This is a genomic window from Nocardia mikamii NBRC 108933 (assembly GCF_001613505.1).
Taxonomy (GTDB): Bacteria; Actinomycetota; Actinomycetes; order Mycobacteriales; family Mycobacteriaceae; genus Nocardia; species Nocardia mikamii.
In genome coordinates, this window is the sequence record NZ_BDCM01000012.1 from 103,916 (window position 1) to 118,838 (window position 14,923).

The following is a 14,923-nucleotide window of genomic DNA, read 5'->3' on the forward strand; positions in this document are numbered from 1 at the left end:
CGCCGCCGAGCATGTCAGCACGGTCAGCATGATCTGACCCCCTTCAAACCCGCTGTCTGCAACAGTTCTGAGGGTCGAGTGCCACTGCGACCCGTCCGGCGATCATGGTGTGGATTCGAGTTGTCGCCGAACATCGCGCGCGCCCCGAAACGCAATAAACCGTAACAGAATCCGGCTCGGAGTGCAGGCCCTCCGTCGGTGCCCGAACACATCCGCGATCGCGGTCCCCGAACCTTCCTACCTGCGCGAAGGATTCGCCGCGGGCCGGTCGGCCGACCGGGGCGGACAGCCTTCGGGAGGCTCGGCAACATCGCGGCGAACGCGCAATTCACGCTTGGCCGAAGCCAACTCGTCGCGACTCCGGATACCGCCGCGAAATATGTTGCCGAACAATTGCCATTCGCTCGCTCACAGGCATTCCGGCTATCCGGATGGACCGCACCGCTCGATGCCGGTGAATTCGCCGGTATCGCGGTCCTCCGGCCCTTTCACCGGCCCCGCATCACCCCGCCTCGGATCGGTACACCGATCCCGATGCTGTGGCCCCCGATCGCGGGCGGCACACTGATCGAGTGAGCAACTTTCCCGTCGCCGCGGTCGTCTGCGCCTTCCTCGGCGCCGTGCTGTTCGCCGTGTCGGCGGTCGCCCAGCAACGCGCGGCGGCCGACGTGCCGGCCGGTGATGCGCTGGTAGCCCAGCTCGTTCGCAATCCGCGCTGGTGGGCCGGCATCATCGGTGACGCCGGCGGCTTCGTGTTCCAGGTCGTGGCGCTGGCGCTGGGGTCGGTGCTGATCGTGCAGCCGATTCTGGTGACCGCACTGGTCTTCGCGTTACCGCTGGCCGCGCACTACAGCCGCCGCCCGGTCACGCCGGTCATGTGGGCGCACGCGGTCGCGCTCTCGGCCGCGCTGGCCTGCTTCCTCGTCGTCGGCGATCCCACCGAGGGCATCTCCGACGCGCCGTGGTCGACCTGGATGTGGCCGCTGATTCTGGTTCTCGGCGTGATCGCCGCGGCGGTCGTTGTCGCGGTGGTGATCCGGGTAACCGGATTGCAGGCACTCATGCTGGGGGCCGCGGCCGGTCTACTGTTCGGCGTTTCCGCCGCGCTCACCCAGCACGTCATCCAGCTGTTCGGACGCGGTCTCACCACGGCGCTCACCAACTGGCAGACGTACACCCTGGTCGCCGCGGGCATCGTGGGGCTCTATCTGCAACAGCGCGGCTACCAGGTCGGGGCACTGTCGGCCTCGCTACCGGCCTTCACCGTCGCCGAACCGCTCGGCGCCGCGTTCCTCGGTCTCACCGTGCTGGACGAGCGACTGCGGACCGGTACGGCCGGCACGGTCGTCGTCATCGCCTCGGTGCTGGTGATGTGCGTGGCCGCGGTCCAGCTGTCGCGAGCCCAGGCCGAACTGCCGCCGGCGGATCAGGCTGCCGAGGTCACCCGGTAGACGTCGTAGACGCCCTCCACGTTGCGGACCACGTTCAGCAGATGCCCGAGATGCTTCGGATCGCCCATCTCGAAGGTGAACTTGCTGATCGCCACCCGGTCACCGGAGGTCATCACCGACGCGGACAGGATGTTGACCTTCTCGTCGGCCAGCACCTTGGTCACATCCGACAGCAGCCGGGTGCGGTCCAGTGCCTCGATCTGAATCGCCACCAGGAAGACCGACGACGGCGACGGCGCCCACTTGACCTCGATGATCCGTTCCTGTTGCGCGCGTAGCGAATCCGCGTTCGTGCAGTCGGTCCGGTGCACGCTCACCGCGCCACCGCGAGTCACGAAGCCCATGATCTCGTCACCCGGCACCGGGGTGCAGCATTTGGCCAGCTTCGCGACCGTCCCGGGGGCGCCGGGGATTTCGACGCCGGCGTCGCCGATGGTGCGCTGCCGCGCCGGCAGCGTCGACGGCGTACTCCGTTCGGCCAGTTCGTTTTCCACGTCGCCGACGCCGCCGAGCTGCGCCATCAGGCGTTGCACGACGTGATGCGCCGAGACCTGGTTCTCCCCCACCGCCGCGTACAGCGCGGAGATGTCGGCATAGTGCAGCTCGTGCGCCAGCGCGGACATCGCGTCCACGCTCATCAGCCGCTGCAGCGGCAGGCCGGAGCGGCGGACTTCCTTGGAGATCTGCTCCTTACCGGCCTCCAGCGCCTCCTCGCGACGTTCCTTGGCGAACCACTGCCGGATCTTGGCCTTCGCCCGCGGCGACACCACGAAGTTCTGCCAGTCCCGGCTCGGACCGGCGTTCTGCGCCTTCGAGGTGAAGATCTCGACGACCTCACCGTTCTCCAGCTGCCGTTCCAGCGCCACCAACCTGCCGTTGACCCGCGCACCGATGCAGCGGTGGCCGACCTCGGTATGGACGGCGTAGGCGAAGTCGACCGGGGTCGATTCCTGCGGCAGCGTGATCACATCGCCCTTCGGCGTGAACACGAAGATCTCCGGGGATTTCAGGTCGAACCGCAGCGACTCCAGGAACTCCGCGGGGTCCGCGGCCTCCCGCTGCCAGTCCAGCAGCTGCCGCATCCAGGCCATATCGTCGACCTCGGTGGCGTCGCCGGAATGTTTACCCTTGGTCTCCTTGTAGCGCCAGTGCGCGGCGATGCCGAATTCGGCGGTGCGATGCATGTCCTGGGTGCGGATCTGCACCTCCAGCGGTTTGCCGTCCGGGCCCACCACCGTGGTGTGCAGCGACTGGTACACGCCGTAGCGCGGCTGGGCGATGTAGTCCTTGAATCGGCCCGCCATCGGCTGCCACAGCGAATGCACCACGCCGACCGCGGCGTAGCAGTCGCGTACCTCGTCGCACAGGATCCGGATGCCGACCAGGTCGTGGATGTCGTCGAAATCCTTACCCTTGACGATCATCTTCTGATAGATCGACCAGTAGTGCTTGGGCCGGCCCTCGACGATGGCGTTGATCCGGCTCGCGGCCAGGGTGTTCACGATCTCGGCCCGCACCCGCGCCAGATAGGTGTCGCGGGACGGGGCGCGGTCGGCCACCAGCCGCACGATCTCGTCGTACTTCTTCGGGTGCAGGATCGCGAACGCCAGATCCTCGAGCTCCCATTTGACCGTGGCCATACCGAGCCGATGCGCCAGCGGCGCAATGACTTCCAGCGTCTCTCGCGCCTTCTTCGCCTGTTTCTCCGGCGGCAGGAAGCGCATCGTGCGCATATTGTGCAACCGGTCGGCGACCTTGATCACCAGCACCCGCGGATCGCGGGCCATCGCGATGATCATCTTGCGGATCGTCTCGGCCTCCGCGGCCGCGCCCAGGTTGACCTTGTCCAGCTTGGTCACGCCGTCGACGAGATGGGCGACCTCGGATCCGAAATCCGCGGTCAGCTCGTCCAGCGAATAGCCGGTGTCCTCGACGGTGTCGTGCAGCAGGGCGGCCACCAGCGTGGTGGTGTCCATCCCCAGCTCGGCGAGGATGTTGGCCACCGCCAGCGGGTGGGTGATGTACGGGTCGCCGGACTTGCGGAACTGGTGGGAGTGCTTCTCGTCGGCCACGTCGAAGGCGCGCTGCAGCAACTGCAGATTCGCCTTGGGATACAGCTCCCGGTGCACGGTCGCCAGCGGCTCCAGCACCGGCTTGACCGCGGCGATACCCCGCTGCCCGGTCATCCGGCGGGCCAGCCGGGCCCGCACCCGCCGCGAGGCCGAACTCGGCACCGCGGCCGGTGCACCCGGCTGCTTCATCGGCATGTTGCGCGGGGACGGGGACGCGGCCTGCGGCTGACCGTCTCGGTCGGCGCCGGACTTCGGCGCCGCGGGATGCGGCGCGGCGGGGGCGGCCGGCGGAGTTGCCGGTGCGGCAGCGGGCGCGGCATCACCGGCCGCCGAATTCCCGGCATTCGCCTTCTCCAGATGCTGAGTCATGCCACCACCTCTCACGCCTCGATCGCCACACCCTAGCCGACCGCTTCAACAGCCCAGAACACCCACTTTAGTAGGTGTTTTCCCATGGGCGCACCGGTCCGGCTCGACGCACCCCGTTCGTTCAACCGGTTCCGGAGCCCGATTCATCCACCAACCCGTCCGGGGTGAGTTCCAGCCGGCGGGTGACGCCGATCTCGTCGAGGAAGCGCGGGTCGTGGCTGACCACCATCAGCGCCCCCTCGAAGCTGGTCAGCGCCTCGGTGAGATGGCGGAGACTGGGCAGGTCCAGGTTGTTGGTGGGCTCGTCGAGCAGCAGCAGTTTCGGTGCCGGTTCGGCGAGCAGCAGCATCGCCAGCGCGGCCCGCAACCGCTCGCCACCCGAGAGCGCGCCCGCCGCCACATCGGCGTCGCCGCCGCGGAACAGGAACCGCGCCAACTGTGCGCGAATCCGTTCCGCACCGGCGTGCGGAGCGGCGGCGGACACGTTGCCGAAGACCGACAGCCGCTCGTCGAAGATGTCGAGCCGCTGCGGCAGCAACCGCCACGGCACCTTCGGCGGTTCCGCGACGAGCCGATGCAGCAGGGTGGTCTTGCCGGCGCCGTTGCGCCCGGTGAGCGCGATGCGTTCGGGACCGCTCACCCGCAGCGTGACCACCGGCCCGTTGGCCAGTCGCACCCCTTCCATCGCCACCACGTCCTGCCCGGGATACAGCCTGGTTCCGGGCAGGTCGACGCGGATCTCACGATCGTCGCGCAGCAGTTCCTGGGCCTGTTCCAGGGTCGACCGGGCCTCCTCCACCTTGGCGATGTGGTTGTTGCGTAGTTTGCCCGCCGACACCTGCGCCTGCCGTTTGCGCTCGGCCATCACGATCTTCGGTTCGCGTTTGGTGTCCCACATCTTCTGCCCGTAGCGCTGGCGCCGGTCCAGTTTGATCCTGGCCTCGACCAGTTCGCGCGACTGTTTGCGCACATCGCTGCGGGCATCGCGGATCGCCGCGCGAGCGGCCTCCTGTTCGGCCTCGACGATCTGCTCGTAGTCGTCGAAATTCCCGCCGAACGTGCGGATCTCCCCACGGCGCAGTTCGGCGACGGTGGTGACGCGCCGCAACAGTTCACGGTCGTGGCTGACGGTGAGCACGGTGCCGGCGAAGCTTTCGACCACGTCGTAAAGCCGTTGGCGGGCAGCGGAATCCAGATTGTTGGTGGGTTCGTCGAGCAACAGCACGTCGGGCTCGCGCAGCAGTTCGGCCACCAGTCCGAGCAGTACCGTCTCACCACCGGACAGGGTCTCCAGGCGCCGATCCAGTTGTGCCACATCGTCGGCCAGGTAGTTCAGGCCCAGCCGCCCGAGCAGCGCGATCGCCGATTCCTCGACATCCCAGCGGTTTCCGACCCGGTCGAAATCGGCGTCGGTCCCCGTGCCGGATTCGATGCGATGCAGCGCGGCCCGCACGCCACCGATACCGAGGACGGCATCGACACGCTGACCTGCGGCCAATCCGAGGTCCTGGCGCAGATAGCCGAGCCGCCCGGCGACCGTCACCGACCCGCGGACAGGGCGCAATTCCCCGGTGATCAGCCGCAAGAGGGTGGATTTTCCGGCGCCGTTACTACCCACCAGACCGATGTGGCCGGGTCCGAGGACCGCGTCGAGACCGTCGAACACCGGGGTGCCGTCGGGCCAGACGAAGGTGAGATCGGACAGCGAAATCGTCGAAATAGACATATGCGTGCTCCTGAGGGTGGCGGGAATGGCGCGCAGAAGTGCGGGCCACGCGATGGCTACCTCAGAAGAGCAACGGCACGACTCCGATCAACGGAAACAAGACTCGGCTACTTTAGCGAACCGGCGAAGGAGCCGCAAGATCACAGTGCCGGTGACATCCATCACCGGCACTGGAAGTCGTTGTGACTCAGTTGATCCGGAAGACGGGGAAGCCGGGCGCGATGGCGGTGAGTTCGGCGTCGGTGGCATCGGCGGTCACGCCCTCGAAGAATTTACCGACCTCCCAGCCCCACTTCTTCAGGTACAGCCGCAGCACCGGCACCTTGTCGGCGTCGGCGACCTCGGTCACCGTGAACGCCTCGGTCTTACGACCCAGCCGCAGCTCCCCGCCGCCGGCGACGCGGATATTGCGCACCCACTGGGTGCGACCACGAGGAGCGACCAGATATCTGGCCCCGTCCGCATCCTGCAGGACATTCACCATCGTGGTCCGCCACTCCCCGGAGGTGCGACCGCGCACGGCCAGCAGCCGGGATCCCATCACGCTGATGCCCCATTTCGGCAGGACGTTGAACATCCGGTTCATGATCGGGTCGATACCGGTGGGCGCGATGTATCGGGTGGTGTTCATGACTACTCCTCGCTTTTGTGAGCGGCGCTCTCTTCGATGACTCGATCATTGCGCACCGGCACCCCCCTGTCAAGAGCAGCGCTCACATTTCTGGCAGTCCAGACCTCTGGACAAAATCGGCTGCGTTCAACGCCGTCAGGCGGGTATTCGGCCGACATGTACAGATATAGAACCTATGGGACAAACCGCACGGGTGGGCTGGCGGCGATCGTCAGCACGATCGGCGGTGTCCTCGCACTGATCGAGATCGTCTACATCCTGCTGCAGATCTTCGACGCCAACCAGACCAACCGGTTCTTCACCTTCATCAAGGGGCTGGCCGAACCACTGGCGTTGTTCTTCCCAGGCCTGTTCAACACCGGCTCCCACGATTGGGATGTCATCATCAATTACGGTCTGGCAGCGGTGTTCTGGCTCGTGGTGACCGGAATCATCGCCCGCCTGCTGGCGCGGATCTAGAGCCGCGGAAGTGGATCGACTCGGCGTCGGAAGGTATCAGCGTTCGTGCGGGGTAAGGAACTCCATCCGGTGATGGTGGAGGAATTCGAAGGCCGGAGCCCAATGCCCGGTGAAGACGTCCTCTTCCTTACCCACCGCATGCTGTGAGCCCGCGCCCGTGCGCGGATCCTGGCATACGACGCGAGCGTTGTGCCGCCCCGAAGGAACCGGTCCGCTGTCCAGTTCAACCGAACCATCGGAACCGACCGTACGCCACGGCATATCGATACCCGACCCGGTGATCCGGCAGGTCTGCCCGGCCTTCTCCCCCGTGACCCGGGCCGTGACGGTGGCGCCGCCGCGCAGCGCCACCGAAGGAGTAGCCGCGGCGGTCGCGGCGCCGACGACGAAGGCGACGCCCACCGCGCCGGCGAGCGCTGCCCCGATGCGGGTACGCCGGCTGCGGCTCATCGCCACCACCGGTCTGCGTGTCCTGGTCCGGCACTGTCGCGCGCACTGCGGTACTCGTTCATGCGATCGTCCGTCGGTCGTTCATCCGGGCCCCCTTGCCGCACGTCAGCATAACGATCCCCGCGCGCGCCCCACAACCGACACGCGACTCACACCTGCACGATCGAGGTCAGCGCATAGTCGCCCTGACGAGCGCGCCCGCCGAGTTCGCCGATCTCGAGTACCACCGCGGCCGCGGCCACCTGCGCCCCGGCGGTGCGGAACAGTTCCGCCGCGGCGGCCAGCGTGCCGCCGGTGGCGAGAACGTCGTCGAGCAGCAACACCTTGCGGCCGGTGAGGTCGATGCCGTCGGCCGGAATTTCCAATGCGGCAGAGCCGTATTCGAGGGTGTACTCGCGGGAGAGCACCGGCGGGGGCAGCTTGCCGCCTTTGCGCACCGCCACCACACCGGTCCCGAGCAGCGCCGCCACACCGGCGCCGAGCAGGAATCCGCGCGCGTCCACCCCGGCCACCAGATCGGCGTCGGGAGCACAGGCGGCCAGGCATTCGATCACCGCGTGGAAGCCCTCGGCGTCGGCGAACACCGGGGTCAGGTCCGCGAAACGCACACCGGGGGTGGGGAAATCGTCGTGCCAGCGCGTCAGCCGCCCGACCACCTCGGCGGTCCGCGCGACCTTCTCCTCCGCGGTCTCGGCCGTTTCCACCATCGTGTGCTTACTCATCTACACCCGCTCCCTCATCCAGCGTCCGAAGACGCTCACCGCCGCAACACCCAGCGGTCCATATTCCAGCCCGCACCGGCCTTGGTGGGGCTCGCGACCCCGTTCTCCAGGCCCTTCCCGAACGCGACGGTCCGAGGCGTGTTGAACAGCGGGATCGACGGCATCTCGTTCCACAGCAGATTCTCGGCCTCGGTGTCGAGATTCAACACCGTCACCGAATTGTCGTCCGCCGCAAGCTGATCCGCGATCGCATCGTAACGCCCGTTGCCGAAGCGCCCGAAATTCACGCCCTGACCGGTGCGCAGCGCCGCGGTCGCCTCGATCCCCGGCAGCGAACCGGCCGGGCCCACGGCCGCCGCGGTGCCGCCGAGTACGGCGTCCACCTTGCCGGCGCCCAGTTGCGCGGACGTGAAGTCCGCCGCACCGGCGTCGACGACGGTCACACCCGCCGCCTTGCAGGCATCCGCGATCATCGCGACGGTGCGGGCACGGCGGTCGTCGGGACTGCGATAGCCGATCCGGATCGTGGGATCGGCCACCCCGGCCGCCGCGAGAGCCCGCCGCGCACCCGGCGCGTCGCCCGCACGATATTTGTCCGCCGGTCCCGTGATCGCCGGGTAGTAGACCGAATCAGCCTGTACCGTGCGAGAATTCAGCGGGCCCGAGCCCAGGCCGGATTTGTTGTCGAAACCCGGATGCCCGAGTGTGTCGAACAACGCCTGCCGCGGGACACACAGCGCGAACGCGCGCCGGGCGTCGTCGGAGGCGAAGACACCCGCGGTGGACAGCACCAACTGCTCGGCGCCGCGGCCCGGTTCCTGATTCACCGAGAACTTGTTCAAGCTCAGGTCTTTCACCGAGCCCGCCCCGATGTCGACCACCTCGACGGAGTTGTCGGAGATCTTCTTCTTCAGATCCGCGTTCTTGGGCCACACCACGATGCGGGGCGTGGCGGGCTTGTTGCCCCACCACTTCTCGTTCTTCACCAGCACCAAGCCGTCGCTGGCGCTGTAGGACTCGATGCGGTACGGCCCCGACGACGGCAGCAGGTCGGCGTTGACGTCACCGGATTTCAGATTCCAGCCGGTGTTCCAGAACTGCGCCAGCCGGTCCAGTGCGGCCTGGTCGCCGGACTGCACGGCCGCCACCACGTTCGGCACGCCCGCCGCCTTGGCGGCGATGTGCGCCGGCATCAGATCACCGGCGTTGAACAGCGTCTGCCAGGCCAGAAAGTGATGGTCGGGCCGGAACACCACGGTGGCGTCCTTCGAGCCGGGCTGGCATTCGACCCGCTCGATATCGGAATAGCCGGTGGTGGAGGCGGCGTCGAACAACGGAATCGCGCCGCCCGGGCCGGGTTTGGTGAACCGCCCACTGCGCGCGGCCCATTCGAGCACCAGATCGTCGCACGAGGTGGGCACCCCGTCGGAGTACACCGCGTCGCGGTTGAGCCGGTACCGGATGGTCTGTGCCTCGCCGGCCACCTCGTTCGCGGTGCCGACATCGGTGTCGGCGACGGGCTGGCCGTCCGGGCCGGTGTAGAAGAACCCGGTCAGCACGCGGGAGAACAGTGCCGCGGAACCGCCCGCGACACCGGCCGAACTTCCGCCGTTGTAGGTGGCCGGCACCGCGTCGACGGCATATCCGATGGATGGCACCTGGTTCTTGCTGGAACAACCCGCGATCACGCCGGTGAGCAGTGCACCGGCCGCGATCACACCGAATGTCCGCCGGAGCGTCCGCCGCACGCGATCCGACCCCCTTCGCCTCATCAGTGAGTTCTCTTGTGCCGCTTCCCGGTGGGCCGGGCACCGGGTCTCGGTGCGGCGGAACCGCTGGCGCGGGTGCGGGTGGCGGCCGGGGCACCGGGGGCGCGACGACCCAGCGTCTCACCCGTGCGGCCGGAATCGCCGACGGCGCGCTTGGCGAGCACCTTGCGGGTGTGCGCGGCCACCGGCCCGAAGCGCTCCTTGATCGACACCAGCAGCGGCACGGCGAAGAAGATCGACGAGTAGGCGCCGACGATCATGCCGACCAGCTGCACCAGCGCGAGATCCTTCAGCGTGCCCACACCGAGCAGCCAAACCGCGATCACCAGCATGCCGACGATGGGCAGGATGCCGATCACCGTGGTGTTGATCGACCGCATCAGCGTCTGATTGGCGGCGAGGTTGGCCTGTTCACCGTAGGTGCGCCGGGTCAGATGCAGCACCCCGCGGGTGTTCTCCTCGACCTTGTCGAACACCACGACGTTGTCGTAGAGCACATAACCCAGGATGGTCAGCAGACCGATCACCGCGGCGGGCGTCACCTCGAAGCCGACGATCGAATAGATGCCGGCGGTGACGACCAGGTTGAAGAACAGCGAGCCGATCGCGGCGATCGACATGTCGCGTTCGAATCGGATCGCGATGTAGATCATCGTCAACAGGACGAACACCACCAGCGCGATGATCGCCTTGCGGGTGATCTGCCCACCCCAGGTCTCGCTGATCTCGGTGACGCTGATGACGCTGCGGCTGGCCGTACCGCTCGAATCCTTCGGATGGTACTTCGTGAACAGCGCATCCGCGATCTTGTCCTGCTGCGCGGAATCCAGTGTCTCGGAACGGATCTCGAATGAGGCCGAAGAACCCGAGCCGACCTTCTGCACGGTGACCGGACTGTGTCCCAGTGCCTGCGAGTAGGTGTCCTCGACCGAGGTCGTGGTCATACCGCTGGTCGCCGGGATCTGGATCTTCGTACCGCCGGCGAAATCGATCCCGAGGGTGAAGCCGCGCACCGCGATGCTCAGCACCGCGATCAGGACCAGCACCGCGGCGATGCCGTAGTACAACTTGCGGCGGCCGACGATCCGGAAACCGCCGGTGCCGGTGTAGAGGCGTTCGAAGAACCCGTGCTTCGGTGCGTCCACGGTGGGCAGCGACTCGTCCACGAATGGTTCCTCCAACACCTGACTGCGATTGTCGCTCATCGTGCCCCCGTCCCTACGAGCGTGCCGGCCGCCTTGCGTTCCCGCGCGAGCTGCTGCACCGCGCCCAGACCGTTGACCGACGGCTTCGCCCAGAACGGCGAGCGCGAGGCCAGCATCATCAGCGGCGAGGTCACCAGGTAGAGCACGACCACGTCGAGCACCGTGGTGAGGCCGAGGGTGAACGCGAAGCCCTTCACCTGACCGGCCGCCAGGATGTAGAGCACCACCGAGGCGATGAGGCTGACGGTCTTACCGGACAGGTTGGTGCGCTGCGCGCGCGCCCAGCCGCGCGGGACGGCCGAGCGGAAACTGCGGCCCTCGCGCATCTCGTCCTTGATGCGTTCGAAGAACACGACGAACGAGTCCGCGGTCATACCGATACCGATGATCAAACCGGCGATACCGGCCAGATCCAGGGTGAAGTTGATCCACCGGCCGAGCAGCACGATGATGCCGTACACCGCCACACCCGAGGCCACCAGCGAGAATCCGGCCAGGAAGCCGAGCATCCGGTAGTAGAGCAGGCAGTACAGCAACACCGCGACCAGACCGATCGCACCGGCGATCAAACCGGCGTGCAGTGAGGCCAGGCCCAGCGTCGCCGACACCGTGGACGCCTCCGACACCTCGAACGACAGCGGCAGCGAACCGTACTTCAGCGAGTTGGCGAGTTCCTTGGCGGTGGACGCGTTGAACTGGCCGGTGATCTGGGTGGTGCCGCCGAGCTGCGGTCCCTGCTGCACGACGGGCGCGCTGATCACCTTCGAGTCGAGGGCGAAGGCCACCTGCTTCTGCAGGTATTCCTTGGTGAGGTCGGCCCAGGCGTCGGCGTTCTTGAACGTCAGATCGACCGCCCACTGCGACTGCTGGTTCAGCGACGAACTCGCATCCTTGATGTCCTGGCCGTCGATGCGCATCGGGGCCAGCAGATACACCTCGTTGCCGTCCGACGAGCAGGTCACCAGCGGCAGCTTCGGATCGTCGTTACCGGCCAGCGGATCGGGCTTGTGGCAGTCCAGCTGCTGGGCCGCCAGCTGCTGGACCTGCGGGTCGGTGCTCTGCCGCAGCGCACGCGCCGCGTCGATCTCCTGCTTGGCCTGCTGCTGCGGCGTCAGCGCCGGATTCGGCGCACCGGGCTCCGGAGACGGTGCCGGGGCGGGCGTCGTCGGCGCCTGCGCCGGAGCCGGGAAGACCCGGTTCTGCGCGGTCGTGCCCGAGGATTCGCCGGTGCCGGACGTCTCACCCGAAGCGGCCGTCCCCGAGGCGGTGCCGGATTCGTTCGACGGCTTGGACTCGGTACCGGGCGACGCACCCGGCGTGGGGGCCTGCTGACCCGCACCCGGAGCCGGCTCCGGAGTGTTCGCCGGCGGAATGCCGGGCTGCTCCGCGCCGGGGGCGGGCTCGCCGCCGGACTGGATCTTGCCGTCGGGTCCCACCGGAAGCGGCTGGCCGACCACCGGGCGGATGTACAGCTTGGCGGTCGTGGCCAGCGACTTCGCCTGCTGCCCGTCGTTGCCGGGCACGGTGATGACCAGGTTGTTGCCGTCGATCACCACCTCGGAACCGGCCACACCGAGACCGTTGACCCGGGATTCGATGATCTGCTGGGCCTGTTTGAGGCTGTCCTTGCTGGGCTTACCGCCATCGGGCGTGCGCGGGGTCAGCGTGACCTGGGTTCCGCCCTGCAGGTCGATTCCCAGCTTGGGTTCCGGCGACTTGTCACCGGTGAAGAACACCAACGCGTAGATCACCGCGAGCAGCACGGCGTAGACGCCGAGCAGCCGCAGCGGATGCCCCGTTCCCTTGGAAGGTGGCACAGTACATATCTCCTAGGCGGTGAGGGTGGCGGCCGGGAATTGCGGCATGACCTGCGAACACGGAGGACCGGCGAACATGGGCCCACGGACACGCCGCACCGCCGTCGCGGCGGTCAGCGCTGCGACGGCGGAAGCGGGTCAGTCTTTGCGCAGCCGGGCTGCGGTGTCCTCGACGGATTCCTCCGCATCCGACACCGGGGAGGAACCGTTGGCCGCCGAGCCGTTCGCGGCAGCCGATCCGTTGGTTCCGTTGGTCGCAGCACCCTCCACCGTCGCACCGGCGATCGCCTCGTCGTCCGCGGTGGCATCCGCCTCGGCGGAGTCGGCGGCGTCCCCGGTGGGGCGCACATCGCGGATGGCGGCGCGCAGCCAGGTGGTCACCACATCCTCGGCGATCTCCAGGTCGACGGACTCCTCGTCGAGGTCGACCACGGTGCCGTAGAGGCCGGAGGTGGTGGTGACCTGGTCACCGACCTTCACGTTCTCCTGCATATCGGCGACCTTCTGCGCTTCGCGCTTCTGGCGGCGGACACCGAGAAACATCGGTACGAGCAGAACTACCAGTAGCAGCGGAAACAGCAGGTTCGCCATCGTCGTAGTCGGTCCTAGTTTGGTGGGTTGGATGGGCTGTACTCACACAGTCTGCCAGCAACCTGGAATATCGCCACACCCGCGGTGTGCGCGGCGGGTGCGCCACACCGGCGCCAACCCCGCCGCAGCGGCGTCTCAGGCCGCGGGCGCGCCGTAGACGTAGTCGTCGAGCGGGAAGTTCACCGCTTCGCGGTGGGTGGTGATCGTACTGTTCGGACGCAGCAGCGCGGCCTCGCCGTGCTGGTTGAAGTAGTAGCTGCGGGCGGTCGAGCAATCGCCGGCGTAGAACACCGACGAGCCGAGCTTCTGGGTCACATAGTCCAGGAATCGCGCGTTGGCCTCTGCACGCACCTCGAAGACCTGCTCACCGCGCCGGCGGGCCTCGCGCAGCAGCCGGTCCATATGTTTCATCTGCGCCTCGATGGTGGTGAAGTAGGACAGACCGCTGTAGGAGTAGGGGCTGTTGAGGCTGAAGAAGTTGGGGAACTTCGGCACCGTGATGCCCTCGTAGGCCTGGAAACGGTTGTCGCGCCAGAACTTTCCGAGATTCACCCCGTCGCGGCCGATGATCTCGACGGCCGGGAAGTTCACATCCCAGAGATTGAATCCGGTCGCCAGGATCAGGGTGTCGATCTCGGTCTTGCGGCCGTCCGCGGTCACGATGCCGTCGGCCTCGACATGGTCGATCGCGTTGGTCTCGAGCCGCACGTGCGGTTCGTTGAAGGTCTTGAAGTAGGTGTTGGAGAAGGTGGGCCGCTTGCAGCCGAAGTCGTAGTGAGGGGTCAGCTTGTCCCGCGTCTGCTTGTCGCGCACCTGGGCGCGCAGGTGCGCCTTCGCCAGCAGCGCGGCGCCCTTGTTGCCGAATCTGGCCTGCTTGTAGTGCAGCACGCCGGAGACCATCAGCAGTTCCAGAGCGCCGGTGTTGACCAGCCGGGCCGCCTTCTGGGTCAGCGGCAGCTTCTCGAACAGCTGCTGGACCGGCTTCGGGATGGCGGTGTCGACCTTCGGCACGACCCAGATCGGGGTGCGCTGGAAGACGGTCAGTTCCGTGACCTTCTTCGCCGCCTCCGGTACGAGCTGCACGGCGGTGGCGCCGGTGCCGATGACCGCGGCGCGGCGGCCGGTCAGGTCGAAGTCGTCTTCCCAGGCGGTGGTGTGGATGATCTTGCCCGCGAAGCTGTCGATACCCGGGAACGGCGGGGTGTAGGGCTGGGACAGGAAGCCGGTCGCGGTGAGCAGATACCGAGCGGTGAGCGTCTGGCCGCCCTCGACCGAGACCACCCAGTGCGCGTGTTCGCCATCCCAGCGGGCGCCGCCGACGACCTGGTTGAACCGCATCCGGCGGCGCAGATCGTAGGTGTCGGCGATGTGCTCGGCGTACTTCTTGAGTTCGGCGCCGGGAGCGAACAATCGCGACCAGTGCGGATTCGGTGCGAACGAATAGGAGTAGGTCACCGAGGCGATGTCGACCGCGAGGCCCGGATAGTGGTTGACGTGCCAGGTGCCGCCCAGACCGTCCTCCCGTTCGAGGATCACGAAATTCTTCAGACCGAGACGGTCCAGCTGAATCCCGGCCCCCATACCGCCGAATCCCGCACCGACCACCACGGCGTCGTATTGAGGTGCCACGCCGAACCTCCCTGTTACCTGACGTATCCGAT

At 67.3% G+C, this 14,923-nt stretch carries 12 protein-coding genes; 2 read left to right on the plus strand and 10 right to left on the minus strand.

Going from position 1 to position 14,923, the window contains the following annotated elements:
- Window positions 1-572 precede the first annotated feature (572 nt).
- Window positions 573-1,451 carry a DMT family transporter gene (locus NMI01S_RS15335; protein ID WP_062997798.1) on the plus strand — a complete coding sequence of 293 codons (879 nt, stop codon included), beginning with the start codon at window positions 573-575 and terminating at the stop codon, window positions 1,449-1,451.
- On the opposite strand, the gene NMI01S_RS15340 is transcribed toward NMI01S_RS15335, so the two are convergent.
- The 3 genes from NMI01S_RS15340 to NMI01S_RS15350 form a co-directional block, all read right to left on the minus strand.
- Window positions 1,427-3,718, minus strand: a complete 2,292-nt coding sequence (locus tag NMI01S_RS15340) for a RelA/SpoT family protein (RefSeq protein ID WP_281186721.1) — start codon at window positions 3,716-3,718, stop codon at window positions 1,427-1,429. The two genes, NMI01S_RS15335 and NMI01S_RS15340, sit on opposite strands and share 25 nt — an antisense overlap.
- A 295-nt stretch (window positions 3,719-4,013) precedes the next feature.
- On the minus strand, window positions 4,014-5,618 hold the full coding sequence (locus NMI01S_RS15345; protein WP_062997802.1) for an ABC-F family ATP-binding cassette domain-containing protein: 1,605 nt from the start codon (window positions 5,616-5,618) through the stop codon (window positions 4,014-4,016).
- 187 nt (window positions 5,619-5,805) lie between these two features.
- The gene (locus NMI01S_RS15350; protein WP_062997804.1) at window positions 5,806-6,249 is read right to left on the minus strand and encodes a nitroreductase/quinone reductase family protein; all 444 of its coding nucleotides are present in this window, start codon (window positions 6,247-6,249) and stop codon (window positions 5,806-5,808) included.
- Between the two features lie 156 nt (window positions 6,250-6,405).
- On the opposite strand from NMI01S_RS15350, the gene NMI01S_RS15355 reads away from it, so the two are divergent.
- Window positions 6,406-6,708, plus strand: a complete 303-nt coding sequence (locus NMI01S_RS15355) for a hypothetical protein (protein ID WP_051024720.1) — start codon at window positions 6,406-6,408, stop codon at window positions 6,706-6,708.
- Window positions 6,709-6,744: 36 nt separating this feature from the next.
- Here the strand turns inward: NMI01S_RS15355 and NMI01S_RS15360 are convergent, their stop codons facing one another.
- The 7 genes from NMI01S_RS15360 to NMI01S_RS15390 all read right to left on the minus strand — a co-directional run bounded on the left by NMI01S_RS15360 (window position 6,745) and on the right by NMI01S_RS15390 (window position 14,891).
- Window positions 6,745-7,158 carry a hypothetical protein gene (locus tag NMI01S_RS15360; protein ID WP_157126191.1) on the minus strand — a complete coding sequence of 138 codons (414 nt, stop codon included), beginning with the start codon at window positions 7,156-7,158 and terminating at the stop codon, window positions 6,745-6,747.
- Between the two features lie 149 nt (window positions 7,159-7,307).
- Entirely contained in the window at window positions 7,308-7,865 is a 558-nt protein-coding gene (locus tag NMI01S_RS15365; protein WP_373282197.1) for an adenine phosphoribosyltransferase, read from the minus strand.
- 50 nt (window positions 7,866-7,915) lie between these two features.
- Complete coding sequence (locus NMI01S_RS15370; protein ID WP_062997808.1) at window positions 7,916-9,652, minus strand: ABC transporter substrate-binding protein; 1,737 nt, start codon at window positions 9,650-9,652, stop codon at window positions 7,916-7,918.
- A complete protein-coding gene (secF, locus tag NMI01S_RS15375) occupies window positions 9,652-10,854 on the minus strand; it encodes a protein translocase subunit SecF (RefSeq protein ID WP_062997810.1) in 1,203 nt (400 codons plus the stop codon). Before secF ends, NMI01S_RS15370 begins: the two co-directional genes overlap by 1 nt.
- Window positions 10,851-12,671: a protein translocase subunit SecD gene (gene secD, locus NMI01S_RS15380; protein ID WP_062997812.1), complete on the minus strand. Its 1,821-nt coding sequence runs from the start codon at window positions 12,669-12,671 to the stop codon at window positions 10,851-10,853. Before secD ends, secF begins: the two co-directional genes overlap by 4 nt.
- A gap of 138 nt (window positions 12,672-12,809) precedes the next feature.
- Window positions 12,810-13,262: a preprotein translocase subunit YajC gene (yajC, locus tag NMI01S_RS36370; protein ID WP_062997814.1), complete on the minus strand. Its 453-nt coding sequence runs from the start codon at window positions 13,260-13,262 to the stop codon at window positions 12,810-12,812.
- Window positions 13,263-13,397: 135 nt separating this feature from the next.
- Window positions 13,398-14,891 (minus strand): flavin-containing monooxygenase, encoded by a 1,494-nt coding sequence (locus NMI01S_RS15390; RefSeq protein WP_062997816.1) that lies wholly within the window; start codon window positions 14,889-14,891, stop codon window positions 13,398-13,400.
- Window positions 14,892-14,923: the final 32 nt, after the last annotated feature.

Excerpts from the sequence above, each read along its gene's own strand:
- NMI01S_RS15365 (WP_373282197.1), bottom strand. The coding sequence starts at position 7,865 with ATGGTGGAAACGGCCGAGACCGCGGAGGAGAAGGTCGCGCGGACCGCC.
- secF (WP_062997810.1), bottom strand. The coding sequence starts at position 10,854 with ATGAGCGACAATCGCAGTCAGGTGTTGGAGGAACCATTCGTGGACGAG.
- NMI01S_RS15370 (WP_062997808.1), bottom strand. The coding sequence starts at position 9,652 with ATGAGGCGAAGGGGGTCGGATCGCGTGCGGCGGACGCTCCGGCGGACA.
- NMI01S_RS15360 (WP_157126191.1), bottom strand. The coding sequence starts at position 7,158 with ATGAGCCGCAGCCGGCGTACCCGCATCGGGGCAGCGCTCGCCGGCGCG.
- NMI01S_RS15345 (WP_062997802.1), bottom strand. The coding sequence starts at position 5,618 with ATGTCTATTTCGACGATTTCGCTGTCCGATCTCACCTTCGTCTGGCCC.
- NMI01S_RS15355 (WP_051024720.1), top strand. The coding sequence starts at position 6,406 with ATGTACAGATATAGAACCTATGGGACAAACCGCACGGGTGGGCTGGCG.
- NMI01S_RS15350 (WP_062997804.1), bottom strand. The coding sequence starts at position 6,249 with ATGAACACCACCCGATACATCGCGCCCACCGGTATCGACCCGATCATG.
- NMI01S_RS15340 (WP_281186721.1), bottom strand. The coding sequence starts at position 3,718 with ATGCCGATGAAGCAGCCGGGTGCACCGGCCGCGGTGCCGAGTTCGGCC.
- yajC (WP_062997814.1), bottom strand. The coding sequence starts at position 13,262 with ATGGCGAACCTGCTGTTTCCGCTGCTACTGGTAGTTCTGCTCGTACCG.